A 16,795-nucleotide genomic window follows, 5' to 3' on the forward strand; every position below is an offset into this window, starting at 1 on the left:
ACGTCGAAGGAGGCGGACGTCGCGGGGGGACGGCGGGCGTTGGTGCGCCGGCGTGATGGTGCGGGGCGCCCCCCCCATGGGAACCCCCTCGAAACCGAGGACAGAATCGCCGATCTGTCCTCGGTTCTCGACATGGGTTCCCCGTCCGCCCCGCCGCCGGTCCCGATCAGTTCCGGGAGGCAGGGGCCGCCCCGGCCGCGTACACCGAGGTGAACCGCTCGACGGCCTCCCACAGTTCGCCTTCGCGCCGCGGATCGTAGGACTCCTGCGACGAGCGGTCCACACGGCCGCGGTCGACGTACGAGCCGGTCGGCGCCTCGGTCGTGCCGAGGACGACGTCAGCGAGGCAGCGGCCCGCCACGCCGCGGCCGGTGGCAAACGGGGTGAGGGCCAGCGCCGGCATGACGCGGCGCATCGCGAACCGGGAGACGGGTCCCGCGTCGCGGGTGAGACCGGTGCCGGGGACGAACCCCGGGTTGTAGGCGACGGCGTCGATCCCGGCGGGCAGCCGGCGCGCGTACTCGTGCACCAGGTAGATCGCGGCCAGCTTGCTCGTCGAGTACGCGGTGCGGCCGGCGGCTTGGGTGTCCGGCTTCGGGAAGGCGCCCGTGCGGACGAGGACGTCCGGGGACTTCCAGGCCGGGCCGGGCACCATGCCCATGTTGTGCTTGAAGTCGCCGAAGTGGGTGTCGCTGGCGGTGATGACGATCCGGGCGGGAGCGACGAACCGGTCCTGGAGCAGGCGGACGAACAGGTGGTTGGCGAGCACGTTGACGGCGAAGGTGGCCTCGAACCCGTCGGGTGCCTCGGTCAACGCGTTCACGTACTGAATGCCCGCGTTGCCCACGAAGCCGCGCAGTGGCGGCACATCACCGCGCTCCAGCCGGTCGCGGATCTCGTCGGCGGCCGAGCGGACGGTGGCCAGGGAGGCGAGGTCCGCCGAGACGGGCGAGACCGTGTGCCCGCCCGCGCCGAGCTCCGCGGCGAGCTGTGCGCCGGAGGAGCCACGGGCCACGACCAGGAGGTGCGTGTCCGGCGACCTGCGCAGGATGCTCTCCGCGGCGACGCGGCCGATCCCGCGGCTCGCGCCCGTCATCACGATGGTGTGCTTCATGGAAGGCTCCCCGACTGGTCGAACGACGGCGCCCGGCTCGGGCGCGGTTCCACCGTCGCCGGTGGCGCCGTCGCCGGCCAGTGCCGTCCCCGGCCCCAGGACTGGCAGTACCCAGGCTGATCCGGTGCCGGGCGGCGAGAATGGACCCATGGCTTCCTCCCGCTCCGGTTTCGCCGCACTCCTGCGCGCCTGGCGCGACCGGCTGTCCCCGGCCGACGCCGGCTTCACGACGACGGGCGGCCGTCGCGCCCCCGGACTGCGCCGCGAGGAACTCGCACAGCTGGCCGGGCTCTCCGTCGACTACGTCCTGCGCCTGGAACAGGGACGTGCGAGGAACCCCTCGGCCCAGGTCGTCGGCTCCCTCGCCCGGGCCCTCCAGGTCTCCCGCGCCGAGCGCGACCAGTTGTACCGGAGCGCCGGGCTCCTTCCGCCTCAGGACGGGACGGTCAGCACCCATGTGCCCCCGGGCGTCCAACGGCTCGCCGCGCGCCTGGGCGACCTGCCGATCGGAGTGTTCACCGCCGACTGGAGCCTGGTGTGGTGGAACACCATGTGGAGCGCCCTGCACGGCGACCCCGCCGTCCTCCCTGCCGCCGAACGGAACCTCGCCCGCGCGCTCTTCGGTGACGGCCCCGCCCATGCCTCGATGCGTCCCGTCCGGTCCGAGCGCGGACAGGACGCCTTCGCGGAGTCGATCGTCGCCGACCTCAAGGACGCCCTGTCCCGCTATCCCGGGGACGCCCGGCTCGATCGCCTCGTGCGGGAACTGCGGGACGTGTCCGATGCCTTCGCCCGTCTCTGGTCCACACGGACGGCCGCCACCCAGCACGCGACGGACCGCAAGACGATCCGGCATCCGGAGATCGGCGACATCCTGCTCGACTGCGACGTACTCGTCGTCCCCGGCGCGGACCTGCGCATGGTCACCTACACGGCGGCAAGCGGGAGCAGCGACGCGGGGAAGCTGGAACTCCTCCGCGTCACAGGTGGCCGTACCGCCACCGCGCTCCCCTGACCGGCGGAGGTCGCGGGCCGAGGCGGCCGCCCGCCGTGGTGGGGGACGCCCGCCGTGGTGGCGGACGCCCGCCGTGGTGGCGGACGCCCGCCGTCGTGGCGGCCGGCCGAACCCTCGCGTGCCTCCGGACCTGCGAGACGGCCCCGGCGAGTCGGAGAAGCGTCCCGGCTCCGACCCCCGACCCCGGCCTCCGCCCCAACAGTCACGATTGGGTCTCGGCGTCGCCCCACCCCTTGATTCCCACCCGTGTAATCGTTTCCAATCCTCCGTGTAATCGATTCCACGAGGAGGTGGAACGGCGATGGCGAGCATCAAGGACGTTGCCGCCGAGGCGGGCGTGTCCGTCGCGACGGTCTCGCGGGCGCTCAACGGCCACCCGTCGGTCAGCCCCGCCGCACGCACCCGTGTGCTGGCCGCGGTGGAGACGCTGGGCTACCGCCCGAACGCCGTCGCCCGGTCACTGCGCACCGACCAGACCCGCACCCTCGGCCTGGTCATCAGCGACGTCATGAACCCGTACTTCACCGAGCTGGCCCGCTCCGTGGAGGAGGAGGCCCGCGCGCTCGGCTACAGCGTCATCATCGGCAACGCCGACGAACGCCCCGATCTCCAGGACCACCACGTCACCACGCTGCTCGACCGGCGGATCGACGGGCTCCTCGTCTCCCCCACCGACGGCGGTTCCCCGCGCATGCTGGACGCCGCGCGGGCCGGGACGCCGATGGTCTTCGTCGACCGGTGGATCCCCGGCGTGGACGTGCCCGTCGTCAGGTCGGACGGGCGGGCGGCCGTACGGGATCTCGTCGCGCACCTGCACGGGCTCGGGCACCGCAGGCTCGCGATCATCGCCGGGCCCGCCGCCACGACCACCGGACGCGAGCGCGTCGACGCCTTCCGCGAGGCGCTGGGCGCGTACGGGCTCCCCCTCCCCGACGCCTACATCGGCCAGGGCGACTTCCAGGCCGACAGCGGACGCCGGGTCACCGAGGGCTTCCTCGACCTGCCCGAGCCGCCCGAGGTGGTCTTCGCCGCCGACAACCTGATGGCGCTCGGCGCGCTGGACGCCGTACGGGCACGCGGGCTGCGGGTCCCCGAGGACATCGCGCTCGCCGCGTTCGACGACATCCCCTGGTTCGTCCACACCGATCCGCCGGTCACCGCGATCGCCCAGCCCACCCGGGACCTCGGGCGGGCCGCCGTGCGCGCCCTGGTCGAGCGGATCGCCGGGCGGACCGGCGAGTCCGTCACCCTTCCGGCGCGACTCGTCGTACGCCGCTCGTGCGGCGAGGCCCCCGCCGACTTCGCACAGTCCCCCTCCCCCGTACAAAGGAGTACGCCGTGAGCAGCCGCAGTCCGGACGAGTTGCTGCGCATCGAGGGCATCCGCAAGACCTTCCCCGGCGTGGTCGCGCTCGACAGCGTCGACTTCGACCTGCGCCGGGGCGAGGTCCACGTGCTCCTCGGTGAGAACGGCGCGGGCAAGAGCACCCTCATCAAGATGCTCTCCGGCGCCTACACGCCCGACGCCGGGCGGATCCTGGCCGGCGGCGAGGAGGTGCGCATCCACGGTGCGCAGGACTCCGAGCGCCTCGGGATCGCCACGATCTACCAGGAGTTCAACCTCGTCCCCGATCTGACGGTGGCCGAGAACATCTTCCTGGGCCGCCAGCCGCGCCGGCTCGGCATGATCGACCGGAAGAGGATGGAAGCCGACGCCGAGGTGCTGCTGAAGCGGGTCGGGGTCCACGTGTCCCCCCGCGCGCGGGTGCGTGAACTCGGCATCGCCCGGCTCCAGATGGTCGAGATCGCCAAGGCCCTCAGCCTGAACGCGCGCGTGCTCATCATGGACGAGCCGACCGCCGTGCTGACCTCCGAGGAGGTCGAGAAGCTGTTCGCCATCGTGCGGCGGCTGCGCGAGGACGGCGTCGGAATCGTCTTCATCACCCACCACCTGGAGGAGATCGCCGCGCTCGGCGACCGGGTCACCGTGATCCGGGACGGCAGGAGCGTCGGGCAGGTGCCCGCCGCCACGCCGGAGGACGAGCTGGTCCGGCTCATGGTCGGACGGTCGATCGAGCAGCAGTACCCGCGCGAGCGCACCGACGCCGGTGAGCCCCTGCTCAAGGTGGAGGGGCTGACCAGGGACGGGGTCTTCCACGACGTCGGCTTCGAGGTGCGGGCCGGTGAGGTCGTCGGCATCGCGGGGCTGGTCGGGGCCGGGCGTACGGAGGTGGTGCGGGCGGTGTTCGGCGCCGATCCGTACGACGCCGGGACCGTGCACGTCGCGGGAGCCCCGCTGCGGCGGCACGACGTGAACGCCGCCATGGCGGCCGGGATCGGGCTCGTGCCCGAGGACCGCAAGGGGCAGGGGCTCGTCCTCGACGCCTCCGTGGAGGAGAACCTCGGGCTCGTCACGCTCCGGTCCAGTGCCCGCGCCGGGCTCGTCGACCTCAAGGGGCAGCACACGGCGGCCGAGCGGATCGCCGGGCAGCTCGGCGTGCGGATGGCCGGGCTCGGGCAGCACGTGCGCACCCTGTCCGGCGGCAACCAGCAGAAGGTCGTCATCGGCAAGTGGCTGCTGGCGAACACCAAGGTGCTGATCCTCGACGAGCCGACGCGCGGCATCGACGTCGGCGCCAAGGTCGAGATCTACCAGCTCATCAACGAACTGACCGCCGCGGGCGCCGCCGTGCTCATGATCTCCAGCGATCTGCCGGAGGTCCTCGGCATGAGCGACCGCGTCGTCGTCATGGCGCAGGGGCGCGTCGCGGGTGAACTCCCCGCCGACGAGGCCACCCAGGACGCCGTGATGGCGCTCGCCGTCAGCACGCACCCCAGCGACTCCTCACACCCCAGCGACACCTCGCACACCAACGGAACGGACGGAACGGAGGCCTCCCGTGGCCACTGACACGCTCAAGGGCAAGCCGGGCGCGCGGGGCGGCGCCACGGGCGGTCTGCGCCGCCTGCTGCTCGACAACGGCGCGCTGACCGCGCTGATCGTCCTCGTCATCGCCATGTCGGCGCTGTCCGGGGACTTCCTGACCGCGGACAACCTCCTCAACGTCGGCGTCCAGGCCGCCGTCACCGCGATCCTCGCGTTCGGCGTCACCTTCGTCATCGTCTCGGCGGGCATCGACCTCTCGGTCGGTTCGGTCGCCGCGCTGTCGGCCACCGTGCTGGCGTGGAGCGCCACCGAGGCCGGGATTCCGGTCGTGCTGGCGGTCCTGCTGTCCATCGCGACGGGCATCGCCTGCGGCCTGGTCAACGGCTTCCTGATCTCGTACGGGAAGCTGCCGCCGTTCATCGCGACGCTGGCCATGCTGTCGGTGGGGCGCGGTCTGTCGCTGGTCATCTCGCAGGGTTCGCCGATCGCCTTCCCGGACTCGGTCTCCCACCTCGGCGACACGCTCGGCGGATGGCTGCCGGTGCCGGTGCTCGTGATGATCGTGATGGGTCTGATCACGGCGTTCGTCCTCGGACGGACCTACATCGGCCGCTCCATGTACGCCATCGGCGGCAACGAGGAGGCCGCGCGGCTGTCCGGGCTGCGGGTGAAGCGCCAGAAGCTCGCCATCTACGCCTTCTCCGGCCTGTTCGCCGCCGCCGCGGGCATCGTGCTCGCCTCCCGGCTCTCCTCCGCGCAGCCGCAGGCCGCGCAGGGCTACGAGCTGGACGCCATCGCCGCCGTCGTCATCGGCGGTGCCTCGCTGGCGGGCGGCACCGGCAAGGCGTCGGGCACGCTGATCGGCGCGCTGATCCTCGCGGTGCTGCGCAACGGCCTGAACCTGCTGTCCGTCTCCGCGTTCTGGCAGCAGGTCGTCATCGGTGTCGTCATCGCGCTGGCGGTGCTCTTCGACACGCTGCGCCGCAAGGCGGGCGCCGTCACCCCGGCCGCCGGGGCCGGCGGGGGCGGCAAGGGCAAGCAGGCGTTGACGTACGTGATCGCGGCGGTCGTGGCCGTCGCCGTGGTCGGCGCGACCTCGCTGCTGCACAGCGGCTCCTCGGACGGCAAGAGCCAGAAGATAGGGCTGTCGCTGTCCACGCTGAACAACCCGTTCTTCGTGCAGATCAGGAACGGCGCGGAGGAGGAGGCGAAGAAGCTGGGTGTGGACCTGACGGTCACGGACGCCCAGAACGACGCCTCCCAGCAGGCCAACCAGTTGCAGAACTTCGTCAGCGGCGGCCTGTCCGCGATCGTCGTCAACCCGGTGGACTCCGACGCGGCCGGTCCCTCGGTGCGCTCGGCGAACAAGGACGACATCCCCGTCGTCGCCGTGGACCGCGGCGTCAACAAGGCGGAGACGTCCGCGCTGGTCGCCTCCGACAACGTCGAGGGCGGGCAGTTGGGCGCCAAGGCGCTCGCCGAGAAGCTCGGCGGCAAGGGCACCATCGTCATCCTCCAGGGCCAGGCCGGCACCTCCGCCAGCCGGGAGCGCGGGGCGGGCTTCGCGGCCGGGCTCAAGCAGTACCCGGGCATCAAGGTCGTCGCCAAGCAGCCCGCGGACTTCGACCGCACCAAGGGCCTGGACGTGATGACCAACCTGCTCCAGGCGCACCCGGACGTCGACGGCGTCTTCGCGGAGAACGACGAGATGGCGCTGGGCGCGATCAAGGCGCTGGGTTCCAAGGCCGGCACGTCGGTCCAGGTCGTCGGCTTCGACGGCACGCCGGACGGGCTGAAGGCGGTCCAGGACGGCACGTTGTTCGCGTCGGTGGCGCAGCAGCCGAAGGAACTGGGCAGGATCGCCGTACAGAACGCGCTGCGGGCGGCCGAGGACAAGAAGGTGGAGCAGACGGTGAAGGTGCCGGTGAAGGTCGTCACCAAGGAGAACGTGGCCGGCTTCGAGGGCTGAGACCGGACCGCGGGAGCGCACGGACAGTGCGCGCTCGCTGGATTGACTCGATCGGAGAACGACTGATGTACGACTACAACCTCCTGGTCGTGGGGTCGGCCAACGCCGACCTGGTGATCGGCGTCGAACGGCGGCCGGGGGCGGGCGAGACGGTGCTCGGCTCCGACCTGGCCGTCCACCCGGGCGGCAAGGGCGCGAACCAGGCGGTGGCCGCCGCCCGGCTCGGCGCCCGTACGGCCCTGCTGGCCCGGGTCGGCGACGACGACTACGGGCGGCTGCTGCTCCACTCGCAGCGGACGGCCGGCGTCGACACGGTCGGTGTCCTGGTGGGCGGCGCCCCGACGGGCGTCGCGCTGATCACCGTCGACCCGTCGGGGGACAACAGCATCGTGGTCTCGCCGGGCGCCAACGGTCGTCTGGCCCCGGGGGACGTGCGCGCGGCGGCCAGCCTCTTCCACGCCTCCCGGGTCGTCTCCACGCAGTTGGAGATCCCGCTGGAGACGGTCGTGGAGGTGGTCCGGAGCCTGGCGCCGGACAGCCGCTTCGTGCTCAACCCGTCACCGCCGCGGCCCCTCCCGCGGGAGGTGCTGGCCGCCTGCGACCCGCTGATCGTCAACGAGCACGAGGCGAAGGTGATCCTCGGCGACGCGTGCGTGAGCGAGCGCCCCGAGGACTGGGCCGCGCTGCTGCTGGCCAAGGGGCCCCGCTCGGTGGTCGTGACGCTGGGCGCGGAGGGCGCGCTGGTGGCGTCGGCGGCCACGGGTGTGACCCGGGTGCCGTCCGTGAAGGTCGACGCCGTGGACACGACGGGCGCGGGAGACGCGTTCACCGCGGCGCTGGCCTGGCGGCTCGGCACGGGCGAGTCGCTCGCCGGGGCCGCGGCGTACGCCGCCCGGGTCGGCGCGGCGGCGGTCACGAAGGCGGGAGCGCAGGCGTCGTACCCGACGGCTGCGGAGGCCGGGGCACTGGAGGCCAAGGCGCCGGAGGGCGGGGCACTGGAGGGCGGGGCGCTGTGAAGAAGGCCGGAATACTCAACCGCCACCTCGCCGGTGCCCTCGCCGAACTGGGCCACGGCGACGGCGTCCTGGTCTGCGACGCGGGCATGCCCATCCCGGACGGCCCGCGCGTCGTCGACCTGGCCTTCCGCGCGGGGGTGCCGACCTTCGCGGAGGTGGTGGACGGCCTGCTCGCCGAGCTGGTCGTCGAGGGCGCGACGGCGGCGACGGAGGTCCGCACCGCCAACCCGCAGGCCACGGCGCTGCTCGACGGGCACTTCCCCGCGCTCGAACTCGTCCCGCACGAGCGGCTGAAGGAACTGTCGGCGGACGCCCGCCTGATCGTCCGCACCGGGGAGGCCCGGCCGTACGCGAACGTCCTGCTGCGGTGCGGGGTCTTCTTCTGACAGCCCCGGACGTACTTCGAGAGGGCCCGGTCCGTCGACCGGGCCCTCTCGGGTTCCCCTCCCCTTCAGAACTCCGTGGATCTCCCCCCCCCGGGTACCCCCACGGGAGTTCCGATGCCAGGTACGACCCGGGACACCGCGCAGGGGTTGTACGGGTCACCCAAGATCTTTCGAGCGCCTGGGGGCAGGGGCGGCACCGGCAGGACCGTCCACGTGACCGAAGTCGGAGGGGGGCGCTCTACGCCGCGTGCTCCGCGAACCGGGCCGCCGTTTCCGCCAGTACCTCGCGGCCGTCGCGCGCCCACAGCCCCTCGTTGAAGAGTTCGACCTCGATCGGGCCGGTGTATCCGGCCGTCTCGACGTACGCCGTCCACTCGCGCATGTCGATCGCGCCGTCGCCGATCTGGCCGCGGCCGTTGAGGACGCCCTCGGGCAGGGGGGTGGTCCAGTCGGCGAGCTGGAAGGTGTGGATGCGGCCGCCCGCGCCGGCCCGGGCGATCTGCGCCGGCGCCTGGTCGTCCCACCAGATGTGGTACGTGTCGACGGTGACGCCGACCTGGTGGGCCGGGAAGCGTTCGGCGAGGTCCAGGGCCTGGGTGAGGGTGGAGACCACGCAGCGGTCGGAGGCGTACATGGGGTGCAGCGGTTCGATGGCGAGGCGTACGCCGTGCCGTTCGGCGTAGGGGCCCAGCTCCGCCAGCGCGTCGGCGATGCGTTCGCGGGCGGCGCGCAGGTCCTTGTCGCCGGGCGGCAGGCCGCCGGAGACGAGGACCAGGGTGTCGGTGCCGAGGGTGGCGGCCTCGTCGACGGCGCGGCGGTTGTCGGCGAGGGCGCGGGCGCGTTCGCCGGGGTCGACGGCGGTGAGGAAGCCGCCCCGGCACAGGGTGGTGACCCGCAGGCCCGCCTCGCGGACCAGCTTCGCCGCCGCCTCGACGCCGTACGCCTGGACCGGCTCGCGCCACAGGCCGACGTTGCCGATGCCCGTCTCGCGGCAGGCGGCGGTCAGTTCGGGCAGCGAGAGCTGCTTGACCGTCATCTGGTTGATGCTGAAGCGGGTCAGGTCGGGATCGCTCACTGGTTCACTCCGTACAGGCTCAGCAGGTTGCGCATGCGCTCCTGCGCGAGCCGCGGGTCCGGGAACAGGCCGAGGCCGTCGGCGAGTTCGTAGGCGCGGACGAGGTGCGGCAGGGAGCGGGCCGACTGGAGGCCGCCGACCATCGTGAAGTGGCTCTGGTGGCCGGACAGCCAGGCCAGGAAGACCACACCCGTCTTGTAGAAGCGGGTGGGGGCCCGGAAGAGGTGGCGGGAGAGTTCGACGGTGGGGTCGAGCAGGGCCCGGAAGCCGTCCGTGTCCCCCGTGTCCAGCACCCGCACCGCCTCCGCGGCCAGCGGGCCCAGCGGGTCGAAGATGCCGAGCAGGGCGTGGCTGAAGCCCTGGTCGTCGCCCGCGATCAGCTCGGGGTAGTTGAAGTCGTCGCCGGTGTAGCAGCGCACGCCCTGGGGCAGGCGGCGGCGCAGGTCGATCTCGCGCCGGGCGTCCAGCAGGGAGACCTTGATGCCGTCGACCTTGTCGGGGTGGGCGGCGATGACCTCCAGGAAGGTGTCCGTCGCCGCGTCGAGGTCGGACGAGCCCCAGTAGCCGTCCAGGGCCGGGTCGAACATCGGGCCCAGCCAGTGCAGGATCACCGGTTCGGCGGCCTGGCGCAGGAGGTGGCCGTAGACCTCCAGGTAGTCGTCCGGGGTCTTCGCGGTCGCGGCGAGGGCGCGTGAGGCCATCAGGATGGCCTGGGCGCCCGACTCCTCCGCGACGGCCAGTTGCTCCTCGTACGCCGTCCGGACCTCCGCGAGGGTGGTGGTGGCCGTCGCGGTCAGCTGGTCCGTGCCCACGCCGCAGGCGATGCGGCCGCCGGCCGACCTCGCCTCGGCGGCGGAGCGGCGGATCAGTTCGGCCGCCGTGGGCCAGTCCAGGCCCATGCCGCGCTGCGCGGTGTCCATCGCCTCGGCGACGCCGAGACCGTGGGACCACAGGTGGCGGCGGAAGGCGAGGGTGGCGTCCCAGTCGACGGCGGCGGGCCCGTCGGGGGTGGTGTCGGCGTACGGGTCGGCGACGACGTGCGCGGCGGAGAAGACCGTACGGGAGGTGAAAGCGCTTCCCCGGCCGCCTCCCGAAGCGGCCGGGGGCGCGGTACGGGGTTCGTGGGCGCGCAGGGTGCCGTCGGGGTTCGGCAGGTGGAGGGTCACAGGCCGATCTCCGGTACGTCGAGGCGGCGGCCCTCCGCGGAGGACCTCAGGCCCAGTTCGGCGAGCTGGACGCCGCGGGCGCCGGCCAGCAGGTCCCAGTGGTAGGGGGCGTCGGCGTAGACGTGGCGCAGGAACAGTTCCCACTGGGCCTTGAAGCCGTTGTCGAAGTCGCCGTTGTCGGGGACCTCCTGCCACTGGTCGCGGAAGTCCTCGGTGGCGGGGATGTCCGGGTTCCAGACCGGCTTGGGGGTGGCGGAGCGGTGCTGGACGCGGCAGCCCCGCAGGCCCGCGACGGCGGAGCCCTCGGTGCCGTCGACCTGGAACTCGACCAGCTCGTCGCGGTGGACGCGGACCGCCCAGGAGGAGTTGATCTGCGCGATCGCGCCGCCGTCCAGCTCGAAGACGCCGTACGCGGCGTCGTCGGCGGTGGCGTCGTAGGGCTTGCCCTTCTCGTCCCAGCGCTCGGGGATGTGGGTGGCGGTGAGGGCCTGGACGGACCTCACCCGGCCGAACAGCTCGTGCAGGACGTACTCCCAGTGCGGGAACATGTCGACGACGATGCCGCCGCCATCCTGCGCGCGGTAGTTCCAGGACGGGCGCTGCGCCTCCTGCCAGTCGCCCTCGAAGACCCAGTAGCCGAACTCGCCGCGCACGGACAGGATCCGGCCGAAGAAGCCGCCGTCGATGAGGCGCTTGAGCTTGAGCAGGCCCGGGAGGAAGAGCTTGTCCTGCACGACGCCGTGCTTGATGCCGGCCGCGTTCGCCAGGCGGGCGAGTTCGAGGGCGCCGTCGAGGCCGGTGGCCGTGGGCTTCTCGGTGTAGACGTGCTTGCCCGCGGCGATCGCCTTCCTGATCGCCTCCTCGCGGGCCGACGTCACCTGGGCGTCGAAGTAGATGTCGATGGAGTCGTCGGCCAGCACCGCGTCCAGGTCGGTGGAGACGTGGTCGAGTCCGTGCCGTTCGGCCAGCGCCCTCAGCGCGTGCTCGCGGCGGCCGACCAGGACCGGCTCCGGCCACAGCACGGTGCCGTCGCCGAGGTCGAGGCCGCCCTGTTCGCGCAGCGCCAGGATGGAGCGGACCAGGTGCTGGCGGTAGCCCATGCGCCCGGTCACACCGTTCATGGCGATACGCACCGTCTTGCGTGTCACGTCATTCCCTTCGTACGAGCCGTGCCGCGAGCCCCGGTTCGACCCCGAGCCGTACAGCAAGCGCTTTCTATGTAGAACGAAGCTAGCCTGTGAACGGTGGTCTGGACAAGACCGCGGTTCGGGTGAGTTGTTCGAGGGGGCGAACGACGGCGGGCGGGGGCCGTAAGGTCAGCCGGTACGGCGTTCGGCTCACACGCGCGATGCGGAGGACGAGGACATGACGGTGACACTGGCGGACGTGGCGGCCCGCGCCCAGGTCTCCCCCGCGACGGTGTCGCGCGTGCTGAACGGGAACTACCCCGTGGCCGCCTCCACCCGGGAGCGGGTGCTCAAGGCCGTCGACGAGCTGGACTACGTGCTCAACGGTCCCGCGAGCGCGCTGGCCGCGGCCACCTCCGACCTGGTGGGCATCCTCGTCAACGACATCGCCGACCCCTTCTTCGGCGTCATGGCCGGCGCCGTCCAGTCCGAGATCGGCGGGCCCGGCGGCAGAGCGGGCGGCGAGAGACTCGCCGTGGTCTGCAACACCGGGGGCGCCCCGGAACGGGAGCTGACCTACCTCACGCTGCTCCAGCGGCAGCGGGCGGCGGCGGTCGTGCTGACCGGCGGCGCGATGGAGGACGGTCCGCATCAGGCGGCCGTGGCGGCGAAGCTGCGCAAGCTCACGGAGGCCGGGACGCGCGTGGTGCTGTGCGGGCGGCCGCCTGCGCCGGACACCGGGGCGATCGCGCTCACCTTCGACAACCGGGGCGGCGGGCGGCTGTTGACCGAGCACCTCATCGGGCTCGGGCACCGACGGCTGGGCTACATCGCGGGCCCGGAGGAACGCACCACGACGCGGCACCGGCTGGAGGGGCACCGCACCGCGCTCGCCGCGCACGGCATCGAGGAGGACCCGCGCTGGACGGTCCACGGCCGCTACGACCGGCAGGCCGGGTACGAGGCGACGCTGGAGCTGCTGCGCAGGGACCCGACGCTGACCGCGGTCGTCGCCGCGAACGACACCGTCGCGCTGGGCGCGTGCGCGGCGCTGCGGGACTCGGGGCTGCGGATCCCGGACGACGTGTCCGTGGCGGGCTTCGACGACCTGCCGTTCAGCATCGACGCGGTGCCCGCGCTGACGACGGTCCGGCTGCCGCTGGCGGAGGCGGGGGCACGGGCCGGGCGGGTCGCGATGGGGCGGGAGGACGCGCCGGTGGGCGGGGTGGCGACGGTGCGGGGGGAGTTGATGGTACGGGGGTCCTCCGGACGGCCGCGGGGTTGAAACGGACCGTTGGTGACGCGGTTGGGCCGCCCTGGGGGCTGCGCCCCCAGACCCCCCTTTCGGCCTGGACGGCCTCGTCCTCAAACGCCGGACGGGCTGAATTCGCGGCCTGCGTCGCGAGGTAAAGGGTGTGATCGCGGGTACGCTCCGTGGGCATGAAGCTGGCGTTCTCCACTCTCGGTGTTCCCGGACTGCCCCTGAACGACGTGCTGGGGCTCGCGACCTCGCACGGTTATCACGGGGTCGAGTTGCGCGCCCACCCGGAGGAACCGGTCCACCCGGGCCTGTCCGCCGGGGAACGGGCCGCGGTGGCCGAGGAGTTCAGGGCGGCGGGGATCGAACCGCTGGGGGTGGCGGGGTACGCGCGCGTCGCCGCGCCCGGTGACGACGACGCCGTGATCGCAGAGATGCGCGACCTGCTCGACCTCGCCCGCGACCTGGGCGCCCCCTCCATCCGGGTCTTCCCCGGCGGCGGCACCGAGCAGAGCCCGCAGGAGGCCGACGCGGTGGCCGCGCGGCGGCTGGGCACGGCCGCCGAGTACGCCGCCGAGGTCGGCGTACGCATCCTGCTGGAGACCCACGACTCGCACCGCACCGGCGCCGACGCGATGCGCGTCCTCGGGCTGGTCGGGCACCGGCAGGCGGGCGCCCTGTGGGACGTGATGCACACCTGGCTGGGCGGGGAGCAGCCCTCGGACACCTACGCGGCGCTCTCCCCGCACCTGGGCTACGTGCAGGTCAAGGACATCGCCTCCGCCGAGGACACCACCCCGCTGGCGCTGGGCGCCGGGGTGCTCCCGCTCACCGAGGTGGTGGACGTGCTGTCTCGGCACGGCTGGGACGGCTGGCTGTGCTGGGAGTACGAGAAGCGGTGGTACGAGTCGGCCGCCCCGCTGCCCGAACTGCTGGAGCGGGGCCGCGAACACCTCGCCCGGCTGCTCACGGACGCGGCGTGAGCGCGGAAGGCTCCACCGCCGACCGGACCCTCTCCTCCAGCCGCTCCCGGCACCCCGGCCACTCCGCCGCCGTAATCGAGTAGATCGCGGAGTCCCGCAGCCGTCCTTCCTCGCCCGGCGCCCAGGAGCGGGACCAGTTGCGCAGGACGCCCTCGAAGCGGGCGCCGGTCCGCTCGATCGCGGCGCGGGAACGCCGGTTGCGGGCGTCGGTCTTGAGGTCGACGCGGGAGACGCCCCACCCCTCGAAGGCGTGCCGGAACAGGAGCAGCTTGGCCTCGGCGTTCACGCCCGTGCCCTGGGTGGAACGGGCCAGCCAGGTGAAGCCGACCTCGACGGCGTCGAGCGCGTCGTCGGTGAGCCAGGAGCGGGGTTCCCAGTAGGCGGTGGTGCCGACCGCCCGGCCGGTGGCACGGGAGACCTGCGCGTAGGGCGCGAGCCGTCCGGTGGCCGCCCTGGCCAGCTGGGCGTCGATGTAGGCGCCGACCTCGTCGGTCCTCGGCACCGTCGTGAAGCCGTAGGTGCCGCGGTCCTCCTCCGCCGCCACCGCCAGGTCGGCCGCGTGCCGGTGGTCCAGCGGCTCCAGTCGTACCAGCGTGCCTTCGAGGACCGGGCCCTTCAGTGTGAATGTCACCCGACGGATTCTTCAGCCGGGGCGGGAGGCCGTCCAGCGAATTCCGGGCGGGCCGCGCCCGTCGGCGGCGCAGCCCTCCCGCGCGCCCGCGTCAGCCCCACCGGACCCCGTTCACCGCTTCGGACGACTCGCGTGCGGTCCCTTGACTGGCAGAAACTTCCCGGATATTGGTGACTCCTTGGCAGTTTCCTTCACCAGCTCTCCGGAAGGAGCGCACGTGCACCACAGCAGCACGGCCGGCACGGGAAGCACCGCACAGCCCTCCAGACGCACCGTCCTCACCGCCACCGCCGTCGTCACCGCGGCCCTCGCGGCCGGGGGCGGCACGGCGTACGCCGACGCCCGCAAGCCCGACGACGCCAAGCTCCGCGCCCTCATCTCCCGCATGACGCTGGAGGAGAAGGTCGGGCAGCTCTTCGTGATGCGGGTCTACGGACACTCCGCCACCGACCCCGACCAGGCCGACATCGACGCCAACCTGAAGGAGATCGGCGTCCGCACGGCGGCCGAGCTGGTCTCCGAGTACCGGGTCGGCGGCATCATCTACTTCGCCTGGGCGCACAACACCCGCGACCCCCACCAGATCGCCGACCTGTCCAACGGCATCCAGAAGGCGTCCCTGGAGCAGCCTCGCGGTCTGCCCGTGCTCATCTCCACCGACCAGGAGCACGGCATAGTGGCCCGCGTGGGCGAGCCCGCCACCCTCTTCCCGGGCGCGATGGCCGTCGGGGCGGGCGGTTCGCGGTCCGACGCCCGCACCCTGGGCCGGATCGCGGGCGCCGAGCTGAACGCGCTGGGCATCCGCCAGGACTACTCCCCCGTCGCCGACGTCAACGTCAACCCGGCCAACCCCGTGATCGGCGTACGGTCCTTCGGGGCCGACCCGGACGCGGTGGCGGGGCTGGTGGCCGCCGAGGTGACGGGGTACCAGCGGTCCGGCGTCGCCGCGTGCGCCAAGCACTTCCCCGGGCACGGCGACACCGCCACCGACAGCCACACCGGCTTCCCGGTCATCACGCACAGCCGCGAGCAGTGGGAGGAGCTGGACGCGCCGCCCTTCCGCGCGGCGATCGCGGCCGGTATCGACGCCATCATGACCGCCCACCTGATGGTCCCGGCGCTCGACGACTCCGGCGACCCGGCCACCCTCTCCCGCCCCATCCTCACCGGCATCCTGCGCGAGGAGCTGGGCTTCGACGGGGTCGTGGTCACTGACTCCCTCGGCATGCAGGGCGTACGGACGAAGTACGGCGACGCGCGGGTGCCGGTGCTGGCGCTGAAGGCGGGCGTCGACCAGCTGCTCAACCCGCCGGACCTGCCGCTCGCCTGGAACGCCGTCCTGACGGCCGTGCAGGACGGCGAACTCACCGAGGCGCGGCTCGACGAATCGATCCTGCGCGTGCTGCGGCTGAAGGCGAAGCTGGGGCTGTTCCGGGACGCGTACACCAGCCGCCGGGACGTCGACCGGACCGTCGGCACCCGGGCGCACCTGGCCGCGGCCGACCGGATCGCCGAGCGGAGCACCACGCTGCTCGTCAACGAGGGGCGGCTGCTGCCGCTGTCGCGCCGCGAGCACCGCAGGCTGCTGGTGGTGGGCGCCGACCCGGCCTCGCCGTCGGGCACGACCGGGCCGCCCACCGGTGTGCTCGCGGGCGCGCTGACGGAACTGGGCTTCACGGCCACCGCCCTGTCCACCGGCACCGCGCCCTCCGCCGCCGTCGTCGACAGCGCCGTCGCGGCGGCCCGGGACGCCGACGCTGTGGTCGTCGCCACGTACAACGTGAGCGCGGGCAGCAGCCAGCGCACCCTGGTCACGCGGCTGCTGGAGACCGGGAAGCCGGTCGTCGCGGTCGCCGTCCGCAACCCGTACGACGTCGCCCAACTCCCCGGCGTCCCCGCCTTCCTCGCCGCCTACTCCTGGACCGACGTGGAGGTACGGGCGGCGGCCCGGGTGATCGCCGGGCGGGTGCGGCCGCGCGGGAAGCTGCCGGTGTCGGTGGTGCGCGCGGACGACCCGGACACGGTGCTCCTGCCGCTCGGGCACGGGCTGTCGTACCGGTCGTAGCCCGTCTCGGCCGGTCGTAGCGCGGCCCGCGACACGCGCCGGGGGCGCCCCGGCGCCCGGGCCCGAAGCCCCACGCGCGTCTGGCGTGCGCCCGCCCCGGCGGG

Annotated in this window: 14 protein-coding genes; 9 read left to right on the top strand and 5 right to left on the bottom strand. The window is 73.1% G+C overall.

Features of this window, described 5'->3' with window-relative positions:
• Nucleotides 1-166: 166 nt before the first annotated feature.
• On the bottom strand, nucleotides 167-1,114 hold the full coding sequence (locus tag BJ961_RS30505; RefSeq protein ID WP_271415996.1) for an SDR family NAD(P)-dependent oxidoreductase: 948 nt from the start codon (nucleotides 1,112-1,114) through the stop codon (nucleotides 167-169).
• 148 nt (nucleotides 1,115-1,262) lie between these two features.
• Here BJ961_RS30505 and BJ961_RS30510 point away from each other — a divergent pair, with 148 nt between their 5' ends.
• The 6 genes from BJ961_RS30510 (at nucleotide 1,263) to rbsD (ending at nucleotide 8,386) form a co-directional block, all read left to right on the top strand.
• Nucleotides 1,263-2,129, top strand: a complete 867-nt coding sequence (locus BJ961_RS30510) for a helix-turn-helix transcriptional regulator (protein WP_271415997.1) — start codon at nucleotides 1,263-1,265, stop codon at nucleotides 2,127-2,129.
• Between the two features lie 301 nt (nucleotides 2,130-2,430).
• Nucleotides 2,431-3,471 (top strand): LacI family DNA-binding transcriptional regulator, encoded by a 1,041-nt coding sequence (locus tag BJ961_RS30515; RefSeq protein ID WP_271415998.1) that lies wholly within the window; start codon nucleotides 2,431-2,433, stop codon nucleotides 3,469-3,471.
• A complete protein-coding gene (locus BJ961_RS30520; protein WP_271415999.1) occupies nucleotides 3,468-5,039 on the top strand; it encodes a sugar ABC transporter ATP-binding protein in 1,572 nt (523 codons plus the stop codon). Before BJ961_RS30515 ends, BJ961_RS30520 begins: the two co-directional genes overlap by 4 nt.
• Nucleotides 5,029-6,984, top strand: a complete 1,956-nt coding sequence (locus BJ961_RS30525; RefSeq protein ID WP_271416000.1) for an ABC transporter permease/substrate-binding protein — start codon at nucleotides 5,029-5,031, stop codon at nucleotides 6,982-6,984. Before BJ961_RS30520 ends, BJ961_RS30525 begins: the two co-directional genes overlap by 11 nt.
• 65 nt (nucleotides 6,985-7,049) lie before the next feature.
• Nucleotides 7,050-8,000, top strand: coding sequence for a ribokinase (locus BJ961_RS30530; protein WP_271416001.1), 951 nt, complete (start codon nucleotides 7,050-7,052; stop codon nucleotides 7,998-8,000).
• Complete coding sequence (gene rbsD / locus BJ961_RS30535) at nucleotides 7,997-8,386, top strand: D-ribose pyranase (RefSeq protein WP_271416002.1); 390 nt, start codon at nucleotides 7,997-7,999, stop codon at nucleotides 8,384-8,386. Before BJ961_RS30530 ends, rbsD begins: the two co-directional genes overlap by 4 nt.
• A 238-nt stretch (nucleotides 8,387-8,624) precedes the next feature.
• Here the strand turns inward: rbsD and BJ961_RS30540 are convergent, their stop codons facing one another.
• Genes BJ961_RS30540 through BJ961_RS30550 form a run of 3 tightly spaced genes read right to left on the bottom strand, consistent with a single transcriptional unit; the run spans nucleotide 8,625 to nucleotide 11,775 of the window.
• Nucleotides 8,625-9,461: a sugar phosphate isomerase/epimerase family protein gene (locus BJ961_RS30540; protein ID WP_271416003.1), complete on the bottom strand. Its 837-nt coding sequence runs from the start codon at nucleotides 9,459-9,461 to the stop codon at nucleotides 8,625-8,627.
• Nucleotides 9,458-10,627, bottom strand: coding sequence for a dihydrodipicolinate synthase family protein (locus BJ961_RS30545; RefSeq protein ID WP_271416004.1), 1,170 nt, complete (start codon nucleotides 10,625-10,627; stop codon nucleotides 9,458-9,460). The genes BJ961_RS30540 and BJ961_RS30545 overlap by 4 nt, the downstream gene beginning before the upstream one ends.
• Nucleotides 10,624-11,775 carry a Gfo/Idh/MocA family protein gene (locus tag BJ961_RS30550; RefSeq protein WP_271416005.1) on the bottom strand — a complete coding sequence of 384 codons (1,152 nt, stop codon included), beginning with the start codon at nucleotides 11,773-11,775 and terminating at the stop codon, nucleotides 10,624-10,626. The genes BJ961_RS30545 and BJ961_RS30550 overlap by 4 nt, the downstream gene beginning before the upstream one ends.
• A 217-nt stretch (nucleotides 11,776-11,992) precedes the next feature.
• Between BJ961_RS30550 and BJ961_RS30555 the strand changes: the two genes are divergently transcribed.
• Together BJ961_RS30555 and BJ961_RS30560 are read left to right on the top strand one after the other, a co-directional pair.
• Nucleotides 11,993-13,039, top strand: a complete 1,047-nt coding sequence (locus BJ961_RS30555) for a LacI family DNA-binding transcriptional regulator (protein ID WP_271416006.1) — start codon at nucleotides 11,993-11,995, stop codon at nucleotides 13,037-13,039.
• A 155-nt stretch (nucleotides 13,040-13,194) separates the two neighbouring features.
• Complete coding sequence (locus tag BJ961_RS30560) at nucleotides 13,195-13,995, top strand: sugar phosphate isomerase/epimerase family protein (protein WP_271416007.1); 801 nt, start codon at nucleotides 13,195-13,197, stop codon at nucleotides 13,993-13,995.
• On the opposite strand, the gene BJ961_RS30565 is transcribed toward BJ961_RS30560, so the two are convergent.
• Nucleotides 13,979-14,626 (bottom strand): GNAT family N-acetyltransferase, encoded by a 648-nt coding sequence (locus tag BJ961_RS30565; RefSeq protein WP_271416008.1) that lies wholly within the window; start codon nucleotides 14,624-14,626, stop codon nucleotides 13,979-13,981. The genes BJ961_RS30560 and BJ961_RS30565 overlap by 17 nt on opposite strands.
• Nucleotides 14,627-14,843: 217 nt before the next feature.
• On the opposite strand from BJ961_RS30565, the gene BJ961_RS30570 reads away from it, so the two are divergent.
• A complete protein-coding gene (locus tag BJ961_RS30570) occupies nucleotides 14,844-16,691 on the top strand; it encodes a glycoside hydrolase family 3 protein (RefSeq protein WP_271416009.1) in 1,848 nt (615 codons plus the stop codon).
• Nucleotides 16,692-16,795 lie beyond the last annotated feature (104 nt).

This window comes from Streptomyces lienomycini, assembly GCF_027947595.1.
GTDB classification, from domain to species: Bacteria; Actinomycetota; Actinomycetes; order Streptomycetales; family Streptomycetaceae; genus Streptomyces; species Streptomyces lienomycini.